Source organism: Enterococcus caccae ATCC BAA-1240 (assembly GCF_000407145.1).
Lineage (GTDB): Bacteria > Bacillota > Bacilli > Lactobacillales > Enterococcaceae > Enterococcus_L > Enterococcus_L caccae.
In genome coordinates this window covers 12,042-29,832 of sequence record NZ_KE136475.1, presented here as the reverse complement: position 1 = coordinate 29,832, position 17,791 = coordinate 12,042, and the positions used below count along the sequence as shown (strand labels likewise).

Sequence of the window (17,791 nt, the reverse complement as noted above, 5' to 3'; positions counted from 1 at the left end):
TGAAATCGATTGATTTCAAGCCTTTTTCTGTTTAGCTATTTATTCAACTCATTCAAAGCATCTTCAGCAGCCATTTGTGCTTCAATATCAGAGATACTGTAGACATTTTCGCTCGCTACGCCAACTTCTTTTGGTTCCATGTTACGGTAACGAGCCATACCAGTACCAGCTGGGATGATCTTACCAATGATAACATTTTCTTTCAAACCAAGTAATGGGTCTTTTTTACCACGGATCGCAGCATCTGTTAACACACGAGTTGTTTCTTGGAATGACGCAGCAGATAAGAAACTATTTGTTTCTAATGATGCTTTTGTGATTCCTAGTAAGACTGGACGGCTTGTTGCAGGAACACCGCCAGCTACTAATGTGTCGTAGTTGCGATCTTTAAATTCAGCGATATCTAGTAATGTACCTGGTAAAATTTCAGTGTCACCTGGATCCATGACACGAACTTTACGAAGCATTTGACGAACCATTACCTCGATATGTTTATCGCCGATTTCCACCCCTTGCATACGGTACACACGTTGTACTTCACGCAATAGGTAGTTTTCAACTGATAAAACATCGCGAACTTGCAGTAATTGTTTAGGATCGATCGAACCTTCTGTCAATGGTTCACCACGATGAATCGTATCGCCTTCAGCAACTTTCATACGAGCTGTATAAGGAACTGTATACGTACGAGTATCTGTTTTCCCTTTGATTGTTACTTCTTTTTGACGTGTTGCAGGATCTTCAGAAATATCGATCACTTCACCGGTAACTTCTGTGATAACTGCTTGTCCTTTCGGATTACGCGCTTCAAAGATTTCTTGGACACGAGGTAGACCTTGAGTAATATCATCTCCAGCAACCCCACCTGTATGGAACGTACGCATTGTTAACTGAGTACCAGGTTCACCGATTGATTGAGCGGCAATTGTACCAACTGCTTCCCCAACTTCAACACCTGAACCAGTTGCTAAGTTACGGCCGTAACAGTGTTTACATACACCATGTTTCGTGTTACATGTAAATACGGAACGGATCGTTACAGTTTCAACACCAGCATCTACGATTTCTCTTGCAAGATCTTCTGAAATCAGTTGATCTTCGCCAATAATCATTTTGCCAGTTTCAGGATGCATCACTGATTTACGAGTGTAACGCCCTAGTAAACGTTCTTCTAAAGGTTCAATGATTTCATTCCCTTCACGAATAGATTGAATCACTAGACCACGGTCAGTTCCACAATCATCTTCACGAATGATAACATCTTGGGCAACGTCAACTAAACGACGAGTCAAGTAACCTGAATCGGCAGTCTTCAAGGCTGTATCGGTCATCCCTTTACGAGCTCCATGGGTAGAGATAAACATTTCCAAGACAGAAAGTCCTTCACGGAAGTTCGAGATGATCGGTAGTTCCATGATGCGTCCGTTCGGTGCGGCCATCAGTCCACGCATACCAGCAAGCTGAGTAAAGTTGGAGATGTTACCACGGGCTCCAGAATCTGACATCATGAAGATTGGATTTTTAGCATCCATACTTTCGATCAGTTTTTGTTGGATCTCATCTTTGGCTTTATTCCAAACAGCAATAACACGTTCATAACGTTCGTCATCTGTAATCAGACCACGACGGAATTGTTTCGTAATATTTTCGACTTGTTTATGCGCATCATCGATGATCTCTTGTTTCTCATGCAATACCATGATATCAGCGATACCAACAGTCATACCAGCATGGGTAGAATGTTTATAACCTAAGTCTTTCATTCTATCAAGCATCTTAGAAGTTTCAGTGATATGGAATCTCTTGAATACTTCAGCGATAATATTTCCTAAGTTTTTCTTCTTGAATGGTAAGACTAATTCTTGTTCTTTAATATGAGCAGGAATATCTGTACCAGCTTCTACAAAATAATTATCAGGTGTTTGCACAGTTAAGTTGTAATCTGTTGGCTCATTCAAGTAAGGGAATTCTACAGGCATGATTTCATTAAAGATGATCTTACCTACTGTTGTGATCAAAATACGTTCTTTTTGCCAATCCGTAAATGGTTTGTCGCCAAGTAAGGTTGTTTGAACACCGATACGTGAATGTAAATGCACGTATCCATTACGCCATGCTAAAACAGCTTCGTTCATGTCGCGGAAGATCATACCTTCCCCTTCACGTCCATCTTCTTCCATTGTTAGGTAATAGTTTCCTAAGACCATATCTTGAGAAGGTGTTACAACTGGTTTACCATCTTTTGGATTCAAAATGTTTTGAGCAGCTAACATCAGCATACGTGCTTCCGCTTGTGCTTCTTCGTTCAACGGAACGTGAACGGCCATTTGGTCTCCATCGAAATCGGCATTATAAGCTTCACAGACTAATGGATGAAGACGGATTGCACGACCTTCAACTAACACTGGTTCAAAGGCTTGGATACCAAGTCTGTGTAGTGTAGGTGCTCGGTTAAGCAATACTGGATGCTCTTGAATAACTTCTTCTAAGATATCCCAAACTTCATCTTCTCCGCGTTCGATTTTACGTTTTGCGTTTTTGATGTTTGTTGCGATTTCGCGCTGAACTAGTTCACGCATTACAAATGGTTTGAATAATTCAATCGCCATTTCTTTTGGTAAACCACATTGGTACATCTTCAAGTTAGGTCCTACGACGATAACTGAACGACCAGAGTAATCTACACGCTTACCTAGTAAGTTTTGACGGAAACGACCTTGTTTCCCTTTTAACATATGAGAAAGAGATTTCAATGGACGGTTACCTGGCCCTGTAACAGGACGACCACGACGACCATTATCGATCAACGCATCGACTGCTTCTTGCAGCATACGTTTTTCATTTTGAACAATGATGTTTGGCGCATTTAAATCTAATAAACGTTTCAAACGATTGTTACGGTTGATTACACGACGATATAAGTCATTCAAATCACTTGTTGCAAAACGTCCACCTTCTAGTTGAACCATTGGGCGTAAATCTGGTGGGATTACAGGAATAACATCCATAACCATCCAGCTTGGTAGATTTCCAGAGGCACGGAATGCTTCTAAAATATCCAAACGACGGATTGCACGTGTTCTTTTTTGACCTTGGGCAGATTTCAACTCTTCTTTTAGTTGAGCTACTTCGCCATCTAAGTCAACATTATCTAATAACTGTTTAACCGCTTCTGCACCCATTGCTGCAGAAAAACCTTGACCATATTGATCACGTTTATCACGGTACTCACGCTCTGTTAATAATTGTTTTTTCTCTAAAGAAGTATCTCCGGCATCAATTACTACATAAGATGCAAAGTAAATGATTTCTTCCAACGCACGCGGACTCATGTCTAAAACAAGTCCCATACGAGATGGAATACCTTTAAAATACCAGATATGTGAAACAGGTGCTGCTAACTCAATATGTCCCATACGTTCACGACGAACTTTAGAACGAGTCACTTCTACACCACAACGGTCACAAACGATACCTTTATAACGAATACGTTTATATTTCCCACACGCACATTCCCAGTCTTTAGTTGGACCGAAAATACGTTCACAGAACAACCCTTCACGTTCAGGTTTTAGCGTACGGTAGTTAATCGTTTCGGGTTTCTTTACTTCACCGTAAGACCAGCTTCTGATCTTTTCTGGAGAAGCCAAACCTATTTGCATACTTTCGAATTTATTTACATCGATCAAAAGGGATTCCCTCCATTCAATTAGTTAGAAAAGCTGAATGAGCTATTCACCTTGGTTCGGAGTTAGAAAAATCAATATGATTTTTCTAGCCCAAAACCAACGGATTTCATTGGCACTTTATACAAAATGTAAAACAACTAGTCTTGAGTATCTTCCGCTGTTTCGAAGTTCTGAACAGCTACTTCTTCTGCTGCTTCTTTTGCTTCAGCTGCTTCTTTTTCTAATTGTTTCGCTGATTGTTGTTCGGCAAATTTTGTTAGGGCATCAACTGTAATCAAGTCATCATCATCGTCATCCATATCACGTAATTCGATTTCTTGTTCTTCGATGTCCAATACGCGCATATCTAATCCAAGTGATTGTAATTCTTTCACCAATACGCGGAATGATTCTGGTACGCCTGGTTTTGGAATTGGTTCACCTTTGACGATGGCTTCGTATGTTTTCACACGACCGACTACGTCATCAGATTTGTACGTTAAGATTTCTTGTAATGTGTAAGCTGCACCGTATGCTTCCAGTGCCCATACTTCCATCTCCCCAAAACGTTGTCCACCAAATTGAGCTTTACCTCCAAGTGGTTGTTGGGTAACAAGTGAGTATGGTCCAATAGAACGGGCATGTAATTTATCATCGACCATGTGGGCCAATTTGATCATGTACATCACACCAACAGAGATACGGTTATCAAATGGTTCACCTGTACGTCCGTCGTAAAGAACTGTTTTCGCGTCACTAGCCATACCAGCTTCACGAACTGTTTCCCAAACATCATCATCATTCGCACCATCGAATACTGGTGTTGCAATGTGGATACCTAACTGACGAGCAGCCATACCCAAGTGCAATTCTAGTACTTGTCCGATGTTCATACGCGATGGCACCCCTAGTGGGTTCAACATGATATCGATTGGTGTACCATCTGGCAAGAATGGCATATCTTCTTCCGGCATAATACGGGATACAACCCCTTTATTACCATGACGACCGGCCATTTTATCGCCTTCGTTGATTTTACGTTTTTGAACGATATACACACGAACTAACATGTTTACGCCTGGAGATAATTCGTCTCCGGCTTCACGAGTAAAGATTTTCACATCATGAACGATTCCGCCGCCACCGTGAGGTACACGTAGAGATGTATCACGAACTTCACGTGCTTTTTCACCAAAGATTGCATGTAGTAAACGTTCTTCAGCAGATAACTCTGTTACCCCTTTAGGCGTTACTTTACCTACTAATAGATCACCATCTTTGACTTCAGCACCGATACGGATAATTCCCATTTCGTCAAGATCTTTCAAAGCATCTTCCCCGACGTTTGGAATTTCACGAGTGATTTCTTCAGGGCCTAATTTGGTATCACGAGCTTCTGATTCATATTCTTCAATATGGATAGAAGTATAGACATCATCTTTCACCAAACGACGGCTCATGATGATCGCATCCTCGTAGTTATACCCTTCCCATGTCATAAATCCGACAAGGACGTTTTGTCCTAAAGCCATTTCGCCTTCTTCCATAGAAGGTCCATCTGCTAATGTATCGCCTTTTTCAACTTTTTCGCCTAAAAGAACGATTGGACGTTGGTTGTAACTTGTACCTGAATTTGAACGACGGAATTTTGTGACCATATATTTATCTAATGCGCCATTGTCACGGCGAACGCGTACTTCTGATGCATCCACATATTCAACGACACCATCATGTTTACATAGTAAAGCGGCACCCGAGTCATGTGCTGACTTGTATTCCATACCAGTTCCCACAAGTGGTGAACGAGGTTGGATCAACGGTACTGCTTGACGTTGCATGTTGGCACCCATCAAGGCACGGTTGGAGTCATCGTTTTCCAAGAAAGGAATACATGCTGTCGCAACTGCTACTACCTGTTTAGGTGAAACGTCCATGTAATCGACTCTATCGATCGTTACTTCAAGGTTTTCACTTTGTAAACGAGCCATTACTAATTCTTCAGCGAACGTTCCATCTTCATTCAAGCGTGAGTTTGCTTGCGCTACGATGTAGTGATCCTCTGTGTCAGCAGTTAGGTAATCTACTTTATCTGTTACTTTTCCTGTAGCACGATCCACACGACGATACGGTGTTTCGATAAAGCCGAATTTGTTGACTTTGGCATAACTTGACAAGCTATTGATCAATCCGATATTCGGGCCCTCAGGCGTTTCGATCGGACACATACGGCCATAGTGGGAATAGTGAACGTCTCGAACTTCATAGCCGGCACGGTCACGAGTCAAACCACCAGGTCCTAAGGCAGATAGACGACGTTTGTGTGTCAACTCACCTAGAGGATTTGTTTGATCCATGAATTGTGATAACTGAGAAGAACCAAAGAATTCTTTGATACTTGCAACAACTGGACGAATATTGATCAATTGTTGTGGTGTCAATGTTTCAGTGTCTTGAATAGACATTCTTTCACGAACCACACGCTCCATACGAGCTAAACCAATACGGAATTGATTTTGTAGTAATTCACCAACTGAACGAATACGACGGTTTCCTAAGTGATCGATATCATCCACGTTACCGATGTCTTCTTGTAAGTTAAAGAAATAACTCATTGAAGCGACGATATCTGCTGGACGAACTGTTTTCACACTTGTATCAGGATAGCCATTACCGATTACGTTAACGATGCGCTCTGGATCTTTTGGAGAAAGAACCTTGATTACTTGAACAGTCATTGGTTCAGTAACCACACCATCTTCACTTGGGTAATACGTTACGCTGTTTAAGCCGTTATCGATATGTTCACCTAATGTTTCCATTACTTGGTGCGTTAACACTGTGCCTTTTTCAACAATGATTTCGCCAGTTTCAGCATCGATCAATGTTTCTCCTAAAGTTAGGTTCAATAGACGAGTTTTCAAGTCTAATTTTTTGTTGACTTTGTAACGACCAACGTTCGCTAAATCATAACGTTTTGGATCGAAGAAACGAGCATTCAGCAAGTTACGAGAACTATCTGCCGTTTTCGGCTCACCAGGTCGAAGACGCTCATAGATGTCTTTTAATCCTTCTTCAGTACGAGAATCGCTCGCATTTTTGTGTAAATCTTTTTCGATTGTATTACGTAAACTTAAACTTTCACCGAAAATTTCAAAAATCGTATCGTCAGAGCCAAATCCTAAAGCACGAACTAATACAGTTAAAGGAATTTTACGTGTACGGTCGATACGTACGTAAGAAATGTCTTTTGCATCAGTTTCCATTTCTAACCATGCACCACGGTTAGGGATTACTGTTGAGCCAAAGCCTTCTTTACCATTTTTATCTACTTTTCCATGGAAATAAACGCCTGGTGAACGCACTAATTGAGAAACGATAACACGTTCTGCACCATTGATAATGAATGTTCCCATTTCAGTCATTAGAGGGAAATCACCGAAGAATACTTCTTGTGATTTGATTTCTCCAGATTCACGGTTCGTCAATCGTAGAGTAACGTGTAACGGTGCAGAATAGTTTGCGTCATGTGCACGCGCTTCTTCTACCGTATACTTAGGTTCTTTTAATTCATAATCCACAAATTCCAAAGATAAGTTTCCTTGAAAATCATCGATCGGTAAAATGTCCTCAAACATTTCTCTTAATCCTTCATCTAAAAACCATTGGTAAGAGTCTGTTTGAATTTCGATCAAGTTAGGTAACTCTAACACTTCACTGATCCGGGCGAAACTTCTACGTTCGCGGTGTTTTCCGTATTTTACTACGTGTCCAGCCAAGCTCTTCACTCCTCTAATTAAAAGTCTATCAAAACACTAACCGAAAATATTTCTTTAATATTACAAATATTAAATATCTGTAATATTGAGCATTTTTTGCAGTTTTTAGGCAAAAAAAAACCAAAAATAGAATGTGCTCTTGAAAATTTCTCGTGCGTTTCTACTTTTGTTTCCCTATTAAAAACCGGAACGGACAATATTTCGCTCCTGCTTTGTCATTTTTCAGATAGTTTTTGCATCTATACATTTTACTTCCTTCTATAGTAAAAGTCAAGGGTTTTTGGAAGTTAAATAGAGCTAAAATTTTTCAAAAAAGACACTCGATAAAAAACGAGTGTCTTCCTACTATTTCTATGAAACCTAGCTTACTGAACAGTCACGTCGCCAGTAACTTCAGCGCCTTCTTTGTCTAACGTTGCAGACGTTTTATATTCTTCTTTTTCAAACGTCACTTTACCCTCAACTTTTGTTCCGTTTAAAACAAAGCCATTTGCTTTAACTAAAATATCCCCTTTAACAGTTCCGTTCACAATATTGAAGTTTTCTGTTTCAACGATTAGTTGTGGAACTGTTACTGTATACTCAGCTGTCACTTTTTTATCTGAATCTTGTGCGTATAATGCTAGTTTTCTATAAATATCGCCAGATTTTTCACCTTTATCATGAAACTCACCTGCAACAGTCACATCTTTATCAAATGTCAAATCTGCTGTTGCTGCAACGATCCAGTTACCATCTTTACTTAATGCTTTTTCGATTACTTCTGGTTTGTCACTGATTGACGCACCACTTACTGCATCCACACTTGAACTCATTGATGTTTCTGTTTTGCTATCAGACGAACTGTCTTTAGAAGCTTTATTATCACTGTTACATGCACCTAACACCAATACTGTTGCTGCTAATGTTCCTAATGTAATCAATTTTTTTGAAATCATATACATCCTCCTAATTATTTACTATTTATTCAATTAAATAGTAGCATGAAATCGTTTAAATTCACAAAGATATCTATTTCAATGGGGTCTATTACGATTAATTTAAAAAATTCACAAAATCACATCCTTTATATGAATGTTCAGAAAATTTAAAATAATCTGTTGACATTTGGCTTACTTTTCCTTTATACTAAACACAATTCAATTTGCGGAGGGATTTTTATGACACACTCAATCAACGCACAACTGAATAAAGCTTACTTTAGCTACTTTAGATAGTTTTGTATTCATGCAATCGTGGGTACAAACAGCAAAAACCTGTTTTTGTATCTATGATGGCTAGAGCGCTTTGTACTGAACAAACGGCCACGTAGACAATCCTAAGTGGCGAATAAAGAAGTGTTTACTTACGACTTTTATCAATCCATTTAGGCATATTGTCTGAATGGATTTTTTGTTTTATCAACATCAACTAAAACTGGAGGAATCAGAATGAAAAAGAAACTAGTAGGACTAAGTATCGTATCAGCGTTAGCATTATTGGCTCTTGGTGCATGTGGAGATGGGAAAAAAACAGACAGCGGTTCAAATAGTGATAATAAAAAAATCGGTGTTTTACAACCCGTTGAACATGGCTCATTAGATGCTGCATTTGAAGGGTTCAAAGAAGGATTAGCCGAAAATGGTTTTAAAGAAGGCGATAACTTAACGATTGACTACAGTAATGCCCAAAACGATCAAGCACAATTAAAAAGTATGAGCGAAAAATTAGTCAAAGAAAAACCAGACTTACTTTTAGGCATTGCAACACCTGCTGCACAATCTTTGCTAAATGAAACCTCAGATATTCCGATCCTAGTCACAGCAGTTACCGACTTAGTCAGCGCTAAATTAGTAAAATCAGATGAAAAACCCGGTGGAAACGTAACTGGAACTACAGACATCGTCCCAATCGACAAACAAATCGCCTTATTGTTGAACATCGTCCCAGAGGCAAAAACTGTCGGAATTATGTATAACGCAGGTGAAGCAAATTCTAAAATACAAGCAGACATGGCAGAAAAAGCTTTAAAAGATGCTGGAATCAAGTCAAAAGTTTTAACTGCTAACTCAACCAATGACGTGCAGCAAGTAACAACTAGCTTAGCAAAAGATGTCGATGCAATTTACATTCCAACAGACAACACATTTGCTTCGGCGGCAGCTGTCATCGGTGAAGTAGCCAAAGAACACAAAATCCCTGTTATCGCTGGTTCGATCGAGCAAGTAGAAGAAGGTGGATTAGCAACAGTCGGGATCGATTATAAATCACTTGGTAAACAAACAGGTGTAATGGCGGCGAAAATTCTAAAAGGTGAAGCAAAACCTGCTGACATGCCTGTTGAAAAAGCCAAAGACTTAGAACTATTCGTAAATAAAGAGATGGCAAAAGCCTTGGATATCGATCCAGATACTATCAAAGCACCTTAATATCTGAATAAATGTTGAGTTGAAAAGTAATTAGCTCTCAGCTAAACGCTTTTCGCTCGACCTCTACATAAAACTTATTGAAAGAAGCTGATTTTATTGTTAGACATATTACTTTCCTCAACCTCTCAAGGCCTTCTTTGGTCTTTACTAGCTATCGGAGTCTTTCTGACTTACCGTATTTTAGACATTGCTGATTTGACTACTGAAGGAAGTTTTCCCTTAGGCGGAGCTGTTGCAGCGGTTATTTTAGCGAAAGATCCTACTACTTGGCCCGCACCGATCCAATCTTTATTCGATATTCATTATATGATAGCCCCAATCGTTGCATTGATTATTGCGTTTATCGCTGGCATGTTAGCAGGTCTTGTTTCTGGACTTTTACACACAAAATTAAAAATCCCCGCTTTATTAGCTGGAATCATCACTATGACTGGACTTTATAGTATCAACTCACGAATCATGGGCGCTCCAAATATTTCTTTGATTGGAACAGATTCGATTTTCTCTCATGCTCAGTCATTAGGCTTAACGAAAATCAACAGTGCCATCGTTGTCGGTTTGATCATCGTGCTTTTAGTTATCGTCTTGCTCGTTCTATTTTTCAAAACTGAAATTGGCTTAGCCACTCGTGCAACAGGCGATAATATCGATATGAGTGAAGCTAACGGAATCAAAACAGACAACATGAAAATCATCGGCTATATGCTCTCAAATGGTTGTATCGCGTTGGCTGGCGCTTTGCTTGTACAAAATAATAACTTTGCAGATTTAAACTCAGGAATTGGAACCATCGTTATCGGACTTGCTTCGATCATCATTGCCGAAGTTCTCTTTAAAAATAAATCACTAGGTCTACGTTTGATCACCATTGTGATTGGTGCTATTTTGTACCGTTTCATCCTTGCGTGCGTTTTAGAGCTACGTGTTGATCCAGCAGACTTGAAATTATTCTCCGCAATCATTCTAGTTATTTGTTTATCTTCACCACTGATTCAAAAAAAATTAGGACTTTCTAAACTTGGAAAACGTAAAGGGGGCGCAAATTAATGGAGCCTGTATTAACAATCAAAAACCTACACCAATATTTTGAACGTGGAACAGTCAATGAAAATCACGTATTAAAAGGGATTGATTTAACAATCAATCAAGGGGAATTCATTACGATCATAGGTGGAAATGGCGCTGGTAAATCAACGTTATTAAACAGTATCGCAGGAACTTTACCGATTGAAGAAGGCCAATTAGCTTTAAATGGCAAAGACATCACTAAACAGCGCGTTGTCGCTCGCTCCAAACAGATCAGCCGTGTTTTCCAAGATCCTAAGATGGGGACCGCTGTTCGTTTGACTGTGGAGGAGAATATGGCGCTTGCTATGAAGCGTGGTAAAAAACGTGGTTTAGGCAACGGCGTTCGCAAAGCTGATCGCACTTTTTTTAAAGAACAGTTAGCTAGTTTAAATTTAGGTCTTGAAAATCGTTTAGGTGCAGAAATTGGCTTGTTATCTGGCGGACAGCGTCAAGCAATTACCTTACTGATGGCAACGTTGATTCGCCCTGAGTTGATTTTACTAGATGAACATACTGCAGCACTTGATCCTAAAACCTCAATTACGGTCATGGAACTGACTGAAAAGTTGATCCAAGAGCAAAATTTAACGGCATTTATGGTAACACATGATATGGAAGATGCCATTCGGTACGGTAATCGTTTAATCATGCTTCATCAAGGTCAAGTTGTGGTAGACGTACCTGCCGAGCAGAAAAAAGATTTGACCGTTAATGAATTAATGGACATGTTTCATAAAAACAGTGGCACAGAATTAAAAGATGATCAATTATTGTTAGTTTAAAGATAAAAAAGGAATCGGATTGCGTCGTGCAATCCGATTCCTTTTTTATCCACCTCAATGATTATTATCCACCTCAATGATTATTATCCACCCATTAAAAAATCTAAAACATTCCAGCCATCGGATGTTTGTCCACGATACAATTCCGTAAATCCACATCTCGTGCAGCTAACTGTGATAAATTTTTTATTTTGTATATCAAATATCTTCGAAAAATTTCCACCTGTGGCTTGAAACTGATCTGATACATAATGTGTATTGCCACACTTATCACAAACATATTGTTGCTTTTCCATTCTTCCCCACTCCATCTCTAAATCATTACGATTGTTTCTCGTTCCTACCATTTAAGTATAACAAGCTTTCAAAAAGAAATCATACATCCTAAGAAGGATTTTCACCTCCTCTTTCAGCCGTATTGTAGATGGTATAGCCAAAGTCGATTAACCTATCATTATTGACACAACACCTTTTAAGAAAAATAGCTTTCTCCTGTGATTCCAATTTCTTTAAATCGCAACAAAGGAATTAAGAATATCTACAACAGTCTCTGTATTTTTTTCAAAAAATGATGGAACAGCAATTATATCAATCCCTACATATGCGGTTTCAGTTTCTAGTAAATAATGGTGAATTTCTATCAAAATGCCATTATCTTTTGTGACAGCCCATACTTCTTCTCCTGAATAATGTACCGTTTGACATGGTTGTTTCTCTACCTTATCTCCTACTAATTGCAGATTTCCATCTACCATCATTTGTTCTATAAAGCTTTGTTTAAAAGCATCAAAACTTTCAAAGTCTATTTTTTCCGTAGCGTAAACCCCTATATATTCACCTTTATTCTCATCGCCCATACCCAGTTCCATATGCTCTTCTGGCTTTTCTGCAACCCAGTTTTCTAAAACATCCATTTTATAAGGCGTTTCCATTATTTGAAAATCAACTTCCCTCAATGAAACTTTTTTTTGCTTAGGCGGTTTAATTGTTTCAACTGTGGAAAGCGTTTCTTTTGTTTCTTCTTTTTTTACATCAACTTCCTTATTTGTACTGCCACAACCTGACAATAACAACATTAGTGATGTTACCAACATCCATTTTTTCATATTTTTACTCCTTTTTTGCATATATATTTATAAAGAAATAAGGACCAACTTTTGTCATATTCCCCAAATCATTTCCCTCAATTCTATCATTTATTCCCACTCTTTCAAAATCCAATAATGGTTCAAATAGCGAAGAATTGACATGCTATACTGTTTAACCCTTCAAACAAAAAATCTAAAACATGCCAAGCATCTGACATTTACCCGAATCACCATTTTTCAACCGTATTGTGGTTGACCCGCCTTCCTCCCATCAGATACAATGAAACTACTATAAAGGAGCGAAGTATATGTCTACGAAAAGCCAGGTGTTAACATTATTATTGAAACAGGCACCAGAATTTATTTCAGGAGAAGAAATGGCGCAACAACTTTCTTTATCTCGAACAGCGATCTGGAAAGCAATCAACGAATTGAAAAAAGAAGGACATCATATTTCTAGTAGCCGCAATAAAGGTTACTGTTATGACCGATCAGATGTTTTATCTGCAGAAGGCATTTATTTAACGCTGAATCCTGAAACACCGAAACTTTCGATCACTGTTCTGAATTCCTCAGAATCCACAATGAAAGATGCTAAATTAGCAGCAATCAACGGAGAAGCAAATAATACCTTAATTGTTGCTGACACTCAAGAAGCTCCAAAAGGGCGGTTTGGTCGCCCTTTCTTCTCAAAAGCAGGCAGCGGCATCTACATGAGCATGTTGTTACGACCTAATCAAAACTTCGAAGAAATGGCTCAGTACACAGTGATCATGGCTGTAGCAGTTGCTCGTGCGATGGATAACTTGACCTCAGAACAAACTGAAATCAAATGGGTCAATGATATTTATATAAACGGGAAAAAAGTCTGCGGTATTCTATCAGAAGCCATGAGCGATGTGGAGTCAGGACAAATTTCAAATGTCATCATTGGGATGGGAATCAATTTTTCTTTAAAACAACAGGAATTTCCAAAAGAATTAAGAGGAAAAGCAACCTCTCTATTTCCAGAAAATGAACCCACTATTACACGAAACGAATTGATTGGAGAAATTTGGAATCAATTTTATAACATACTAAATCAGCTACCTGAAGAACGTTTCTTAGAAGAATATCGCCAAAAATCCTTTGTCCTTGGGAAAACTGTTTCATTTACTCAATCAGGCATTGAATATGAAGGGACTGCAGTTGCCATCAATGATCATGGTGAATTAGTTGTCCAACTTCCCGACAACTCAGAAAAGATCCTTTCTTCTGGTGAAATCAGCTTAAGTAGTATAAATCCAGCGACTTAGTAGCCAAATTAGAACAATATGAGTGTGGGACAAAAGTAAAAATCACTTTTGTTTTACACCCGAAATGTGAATAATCGGTGGAAGCCACGAAAAGAAGCAAGAAGTACCTGAGTTTTAGCCATTCACTAGCTCAAATAGTCCCGTCTTAATAGATGCTGATGTTACTTCGTGCTTCCTCACCAAGATAATTTCAGTTTTGTGAATTTTCTCCGCAAATAGGTAACTACTCACCCATCTACACATTGACTGATAAAGCTTTCGCCGATGCATCAAGAATACCAACAATTTTTGCTGATATTGCTGGTATTTTATTGGTTGTGCTATTTCTTTTCATCAAAAACAAAACAGAAGGAAGCAGAATCGTTGTTGGTTACTGCTTCCTTCTGTTTTATTTATATTTTTTCTGAAATAATTGTTAGTAGTAAACCTAATAAATAACTTCCGTTAAATGCCATCAAGTTTTTTATCGAATAACCAAAGCTTTTAGGATGTGGCAATTCTTTTTTGAACAGCTGAAGATTTTTCCAAACAACTGGAAGTGATAAAAATACTGTTAAAATCGGCCAACGATATACGCCAAATGGTAGTCCAATCACTATAACAGCATAACAAGCCAACATTAGTAATTGAAACAAAACTACACCTTGTTTTCGGCCAATATAGTAAACCAGCGTATACCGATGATTCTCAATATCTGTATCCAAATCTCTCAAATTATTCGCCAACATAATATTCGCAATCGTAAATACCATCGGCAATGACGCCCAAATAATTGCAAATACTGCCCACAAACTCCCATTCAAGGCAAATGTTCCACGACTCCAATCAAGAAATAGGTAAAACGGACGATTATCTTGAACATTTAAATAAATCGTCATCGCAAAAATCCCCAGCCCCATAGTAAACCCGCTGAACACTTCACCTAAAGGCATCCGCGACAATGGGATTGGACCAAACGTGTAAAAAATACCAATAAAGCAACACACGCCGCCCATCACCAAAAATAACCAACCAGTTTTAATTGTTAGAAAAATACCGATCAAAGCAGAAAAAGTAACCATTCCAAAGATCATATTTCTCACTAAGACTGGAGAAATTTCTGAACTACCGATAATATTCTCTTCGTATTTATAGACTTCAGACTTTGCTTTCTTAAAATCCATATAATTGTTGATCGCTGTTGTCGCCATATCGAAAACGACCATCCCTATGAAAAACAGTACAGTATAGCCTACTTGAAATTCATGAAAATAAGCAATAGAAAATAATACCCCAACTGCAAAAGGAACCAGACTCGCCAATTTTGTCTGAATTTCCACAACTTGCAAAAACACTTTCAACGTCATATCCGTTCTCCTTATTTCAAGTCTTTACGATCACCCATGGTATAACCTGAATCTTTTCCTAACTCAAAAACTTTTTCAATATCTTTACTTACAAATACTTCATCTTCTTTTGTAACAAAAATCACATCAACATCTTTCAAGCCTTCAGCATACTCCAAGCCTTTTTTGACGCCCATTGAAAATACGGCAGTTGAAAGTCCATCACCATCGATCGATTCATTTGTGATGACAGTTACCCCCGCGATATCATTATCAAAAGGATAGCCTGTTTTAGGATCAAATAGGTGATGATAGTTTTTACCATCTACTTCTAAAAAGCGTTCATAGATTCCAGAAGTAACTAAAGTTTTGTTACTTTCTTGAATAGTTCCAATTACTGTATTGCGTGCTTTATTAGGATCTTGGATGCCAACATTCCAGTCCATATCTTTACCTCGAGGGCTGTGACCAAGTACATAAACATTTCCGCCTAAGTCAACGATTGCTGTTGTCACGCCATTATCTTTTAACACTTTAACGACTTCATCAGTGATAAATCCTTTAGCGATCGCACCTAAATCCAGTTGCATACCTTTTTCTTCAAGATAGACCGTTTTATCTTCATCATTTAATTTTACTTTGTGATAATCCACTAATTTTAATGCTTGATCGATCTCTTCTTGGGAAGGTTTACGAGCATCATCAAAACCAATATGCCATAATTGTGTGATTGGTCCAATCGCCATGTCAAAACCGCCAGAAGAATCTTCACTATATTCATATGCTCGTTTTAATAATGGATAAATATCATCAGAAACTTTTACCGGTTTGATGCCAGCTTGTTCATTGATTGCATCTATTTCTGAGCCTTTTTCATTTACAGTGATCTTATCGCCTAATTCTTTCACTCGATCAAACGCTTTTTTCAAGACATCTTCCTTACCATCGTCATAAATTCTTACTTGTACATACGTCCCTAGAAGTGATTGTTGATCTGAATAAGGTTCTTTGTTGATTTTTGATTCCTCAGTTTTTGAATTGCATCCTGCTAGAATGACTAAAAATAATGCTGCTATTAAAATGATCAGTGATTTTTTGTTTTTCATTGTATCCCTCTTTCTAAATAGAAAATTGTCTTGTTTATAGTAGCGCTTTTTTTCGTGAATGGGAAGGATTTTCTATCTGCTATTTATGTATTTTGATAAAAATAAAAGCAGAATTCAGAGTAATACCTGAATTCTGCCACATATATACTTTTTAGTTCATTTGTGTAAAAAATTATTTTTTCATTACAATGTTGTCTACAACGATTTCGTTTGTATCGCCTTTTTCAGCAGCGTTCACTAATTGTTCTGCGTAGATTACGAATGAATGAGAACTGTGAGTTGCGCCAGTTACTACTTCTACGTTTGCAGCTGAACCGTCTTTTTCGTTCATTGCTTTAACTAATTCTTCGTTCAACGTTTTGATGTATTCAGCCGGACCTACGCCTGATTTGTCTTTCATGTTTTTGTTGTAGTCAGCGTCATCTTTTTTAGATTTGCCTTCGTCATTAACGTTATCGTAGTTAGATTCAGTTACTTTACCATCTTTAACAACGATTGAAAATTCAGTGTGGTAGCCGTTTGAATTATTTTTTTCTTTCAATGAATACGTACCGTCTTTTAGGTCAGCTCCATTGTCGATTTCGATTGTTTTAGTATTACCAACTTGAGCTGCTTGAACTAATTGTTGTGCATAGTTTTGGAATGATTCACTTGAGTGAGTCGCACCAGTTACTACTTCTACACCATCAGCGCTTTGAGCTTTAACAAAAGAATCGTTTAATTCTTTGATGTATTCAGCAGGGCCTACGCCTGATTTGTCTTTCATATTTTTGTTGTAGTCAGCGTCATCTTTTTTAGATTTGCCATCAGCGTTGATATTATCATAGTTAGATTCAGTTATTTTGCCGTCTTTAACAGTCATTTCAAATGTTGCACGGTAACCGTTAGATTCATTTTTTTCTTCTAATTTATAAGTACCATCTTGTAAATCTGCACCAGCTTCTTTTTCTGTTGCTTTAGAAGATTCAGCTGTTTTTGATGTTGCAGTACTTGAGTCAGATGATTTTGCTGTGTCTTTCTTTTGATCTGATCCGCATGCTGCTAATAAAAGAGATGAAAGTGCGATAGCTGTGAAGCCCTTTACAATTTTGTTCATTTTCATTTTTGTTCACCTTTTCCTTTTCTTAAACATTCACAATTTTTTGTTTGTGATATAATTTACATTCTATAGAAAATTACAATTATGTCAATTAAAGTTATAAAAGAAAGACAAAAATTTACCTGTTTTTCACGACTTTTTAATAAAAAAAATTTATTTCCTATAATTAAGAATTG

12 protein-coding genes are annotated in these 17,791 nt (G+C 38.0%); 4 read left to right on the top strand and 8 right to left on the bottom strand.

The features are described from left to right. Nucleotides 1–35: 35 nt before the first annotated feature. The 3 genes from rpoC to I580_RS12900 all read right to left on the bottom strand — a co-directional run bounded on the left by rpoC (nucleotide 36) and on the right by I580_RS12900 (nucleotide 8,382). Nucleotides 36–3,689 (bottom strand): DNA-directed RNA polymerase subunit beta', encoded by a 3,654-nt coding sequence (gene rpoC, locus I580_RS12910; RefSeq protein WP_010771956.1) that lies wholly within the window; start codon nucleotides 3,687–3,689, stop codon nucleotides 36–38. Between the two features lie 137 nt (nucleotides 3,690–3,826). Further along, entirely contained in the window at nucleotides 3,827–7,444 is a 3,618-nt protein-coding gene (rpoB, locus tag I580_RS12905) for a DNA-directed RNA polymerase subunit beta (protein ID WP_010771955.1), read from the bottom strand. A 365-nt stretch (nucleotides 7,445–7,809) separates the two neighbouring features. Continuing rightward, entirely contained in the window at nucleotides 7,810–8,382 is a 573-nt protein-coding gene (locus tag I580_RS12900) for a hypothetical protein (protein ID WP_010771954.1), read from the bottom strand. A gap of 492 nt (nucleotides 8,383–8,874) precedes the next feature. On the opposite strand from I580_RS12900, the gene I580_RS12895 reads away from it, so the two are divergent. From I580_RS12895 to I580_RS12885, 3 genes are all read left to right on the top strand, one after another. Further along, on the top strand, nucleotides 8,875–9,852 hold the full coding sequence (locus tag I580_RS12895; RefSeq protein WP_010771953.1) for an ABC transporter substrate-binding protein: 978 nt from the start codon (nucleotides 8,875–8,877) through the stop codon (nucleotides 9,850–9,852). Between the two features lie 96 nt (nucleotides 9,853–9,948). Then, the gene (locus I580_RS12890; protein WP_010771952.1) at nucleotides 9,949–10,899 is read left to right on the top strand and encodes an ABC transporter permease; all 951 of its coding nucleotides are present in this window, start codon (nucleotides 9,949–9,951) and stop codon (nucleotides 10,897–10,899) included. Then, complete coding sequence (locus I580_RS12885) at nucleotides 10,899–11,702, top strand: ABC transporter ATP-binding protein (protein ID WP_010771951.1); 804 nt, start codon at nucleotides 10,899–10,901, stop codon at nucleotides 11,700–11,702. Before I580_RS12890 ends, I580_RS12885 begins: the two co-directional genes overlap by 1 nt. An 83-nt stretch (nucleotides 11,703–11,785) precedes the next feature. Here I580_RS12885 and I580_RS12880 read toward each other — a convergent pair whose 3' ends face one another. Together I580_RS12880 and I580_RS12875 are read right to left on the bottom strand one after the other, a co-directional pair. Then, on the bottom strand, nucleotides 11,786–11,998 hold the full coding sequence (locus I580_RS12880) for a zinc ribbon domain-containing protein (RefSeq protein ID WP_010771950.1): 213 nt from the start codon (nucleotides 11,996–11,998) through the stop codon (nucleotides 11,786–11,788). Between the two features lie 213 nt (nucleotides 11,999–12,211). After that, a complete protein-coding gene (locus I580_RS12875) occupies nucleotides 12,212–12,808 on the bottom strand; it encodes a hypothetical protein (RefSeq protein WP_010771949.1) in 597 nt (198 codons plus the stop codon). A 290-nt stretch (nucleotides 12,809–13,098) separates the two neighbouring features. On the opposite strand from I580_RS12875, the gene I580_RS12870 reads away from it, so the two are divergent. Beyond that, nucleotides 13,099–14,085, top strand: a complete 987-nt coding sequence (locus I580_RS12870) for a biotin--[acetyl-CoA-carboxylase] ligase (protein WP_010771948.1) — start codon at nucleotides 13,099–13,101, stop codon at nucleotides 14,083–14,085. A 392-nt stretch (nucleotides 14,086–14,477) separates the two neighbouring features. Here I580_RS12870 and menA read toward each other — a convergent pair whose 3' ends face one another. The 3 genes from menA to pplA form a co-directional block, all read right to left on the bottom strand. Beyond that, the gene (gene menA, locus I580_RS12865; protein WP_010771947.1) at nucleotides 14,478–15,431 is read right to left on the bottom strand and encodes a 1,4-dihydroxy-2-naphthoate polyprenyltransferase; all 954 of its coding nucleotides are present in this window, start codon (nucleotides 15,429–15,431) and stop codon (nucleotides 14,478–14,480) included. An 11-nt stretch (nucleotides 15,432–15,442) separates the two neighbouring features. Continuing rightward, nucleotides 15,443–16,516 (bottom strand): FAD:protein FMN transferase, encoded by a 1,074-nt coding sequence (locus tag I580_RS12860; protein ID WP_010771946.1) that lies wholly within the window; start codon nucleotides 16,514–16,516, stop codon nucleotides 15,443–15,445. 172 nt (nucleotides 16,517–16,688) lie between these two features. Further along, nucleotides 16,689–17,618, bottom strand: coding sequence for an extracellular electron transfer flavoprotein PplA (pplA, locus tag I580_RS12855; RefSeq protein WP_010771945.1), 930 nt, complete (start codon nucleotides 17,616–17,618; stop codon nucleotides 16,689–16,691). Nucleotides 17,619–17,791 lie beyond the last annotated feature (173 nt).

Bases quoted from the DNA above. Each gene is read 5' to 3' on its own strand.
- I580_RS12870 (WP_010771948.1), top strand. From the start codon at position 13,099: ATGTCTACGAAAAGCCAGGTGTTAACATTATTATTGAAACAGGCACCA.
- I580_RS12880 (WP_010771950.1), bottom strand. From the start codon at position 11,998: ATGGAAAAGCAACAATATGTTTGTGATAAGTGTGGCAATACACATTAT.
- I580_RS12900 (WP_010771954.1), bottom strand. From the start codon at position 8,382: ATGATTTCAAAAAAATTGATTACATTAGGAACATTAGCAGCAACAGTA.
- I580_RS12875 (WP_010771949.1), bottom strand. From the start codon at position 12,808: ATGAAAAAATGGATGTTGGTAACATCACTAATGTTGTTATTGTCAGGT.
- pplA (WP_010771945.1), bottom strand. From the start codon at position 17,618: ATGAAAATGAACAAAATTGTAAAGGGCTTCACAGCTATCGCACTTTCA.
- I580_RS12895 (WP_010771953.1), top strand. From the start codon at position 8,875: ATGAAAAAGAAACTAGTAGGACTAAGTATCGTATCAGCGTTAGCATTA.
- I580_RS12885 (WP_010771951.1), top strand. From the start codon at position 10,899: ATGGAGCCTGTATTAACAATCAAAAACCTACACCAATATTTTGAACGT.
- menA (WP_010771947.1), bottom strand. From the start codon at position 15,431: ATGACGTTGAAAGTGTTTTTGCAAGTTGTGGAAATTCAGACAAAATTG.
- I580_RS12860 (WP_010771946.1), bottom strand. From the start codon at position 16,516: ATGAAAAACAAAAAATCACTGATCATTTTAATAGCAGCATTATTTTTA.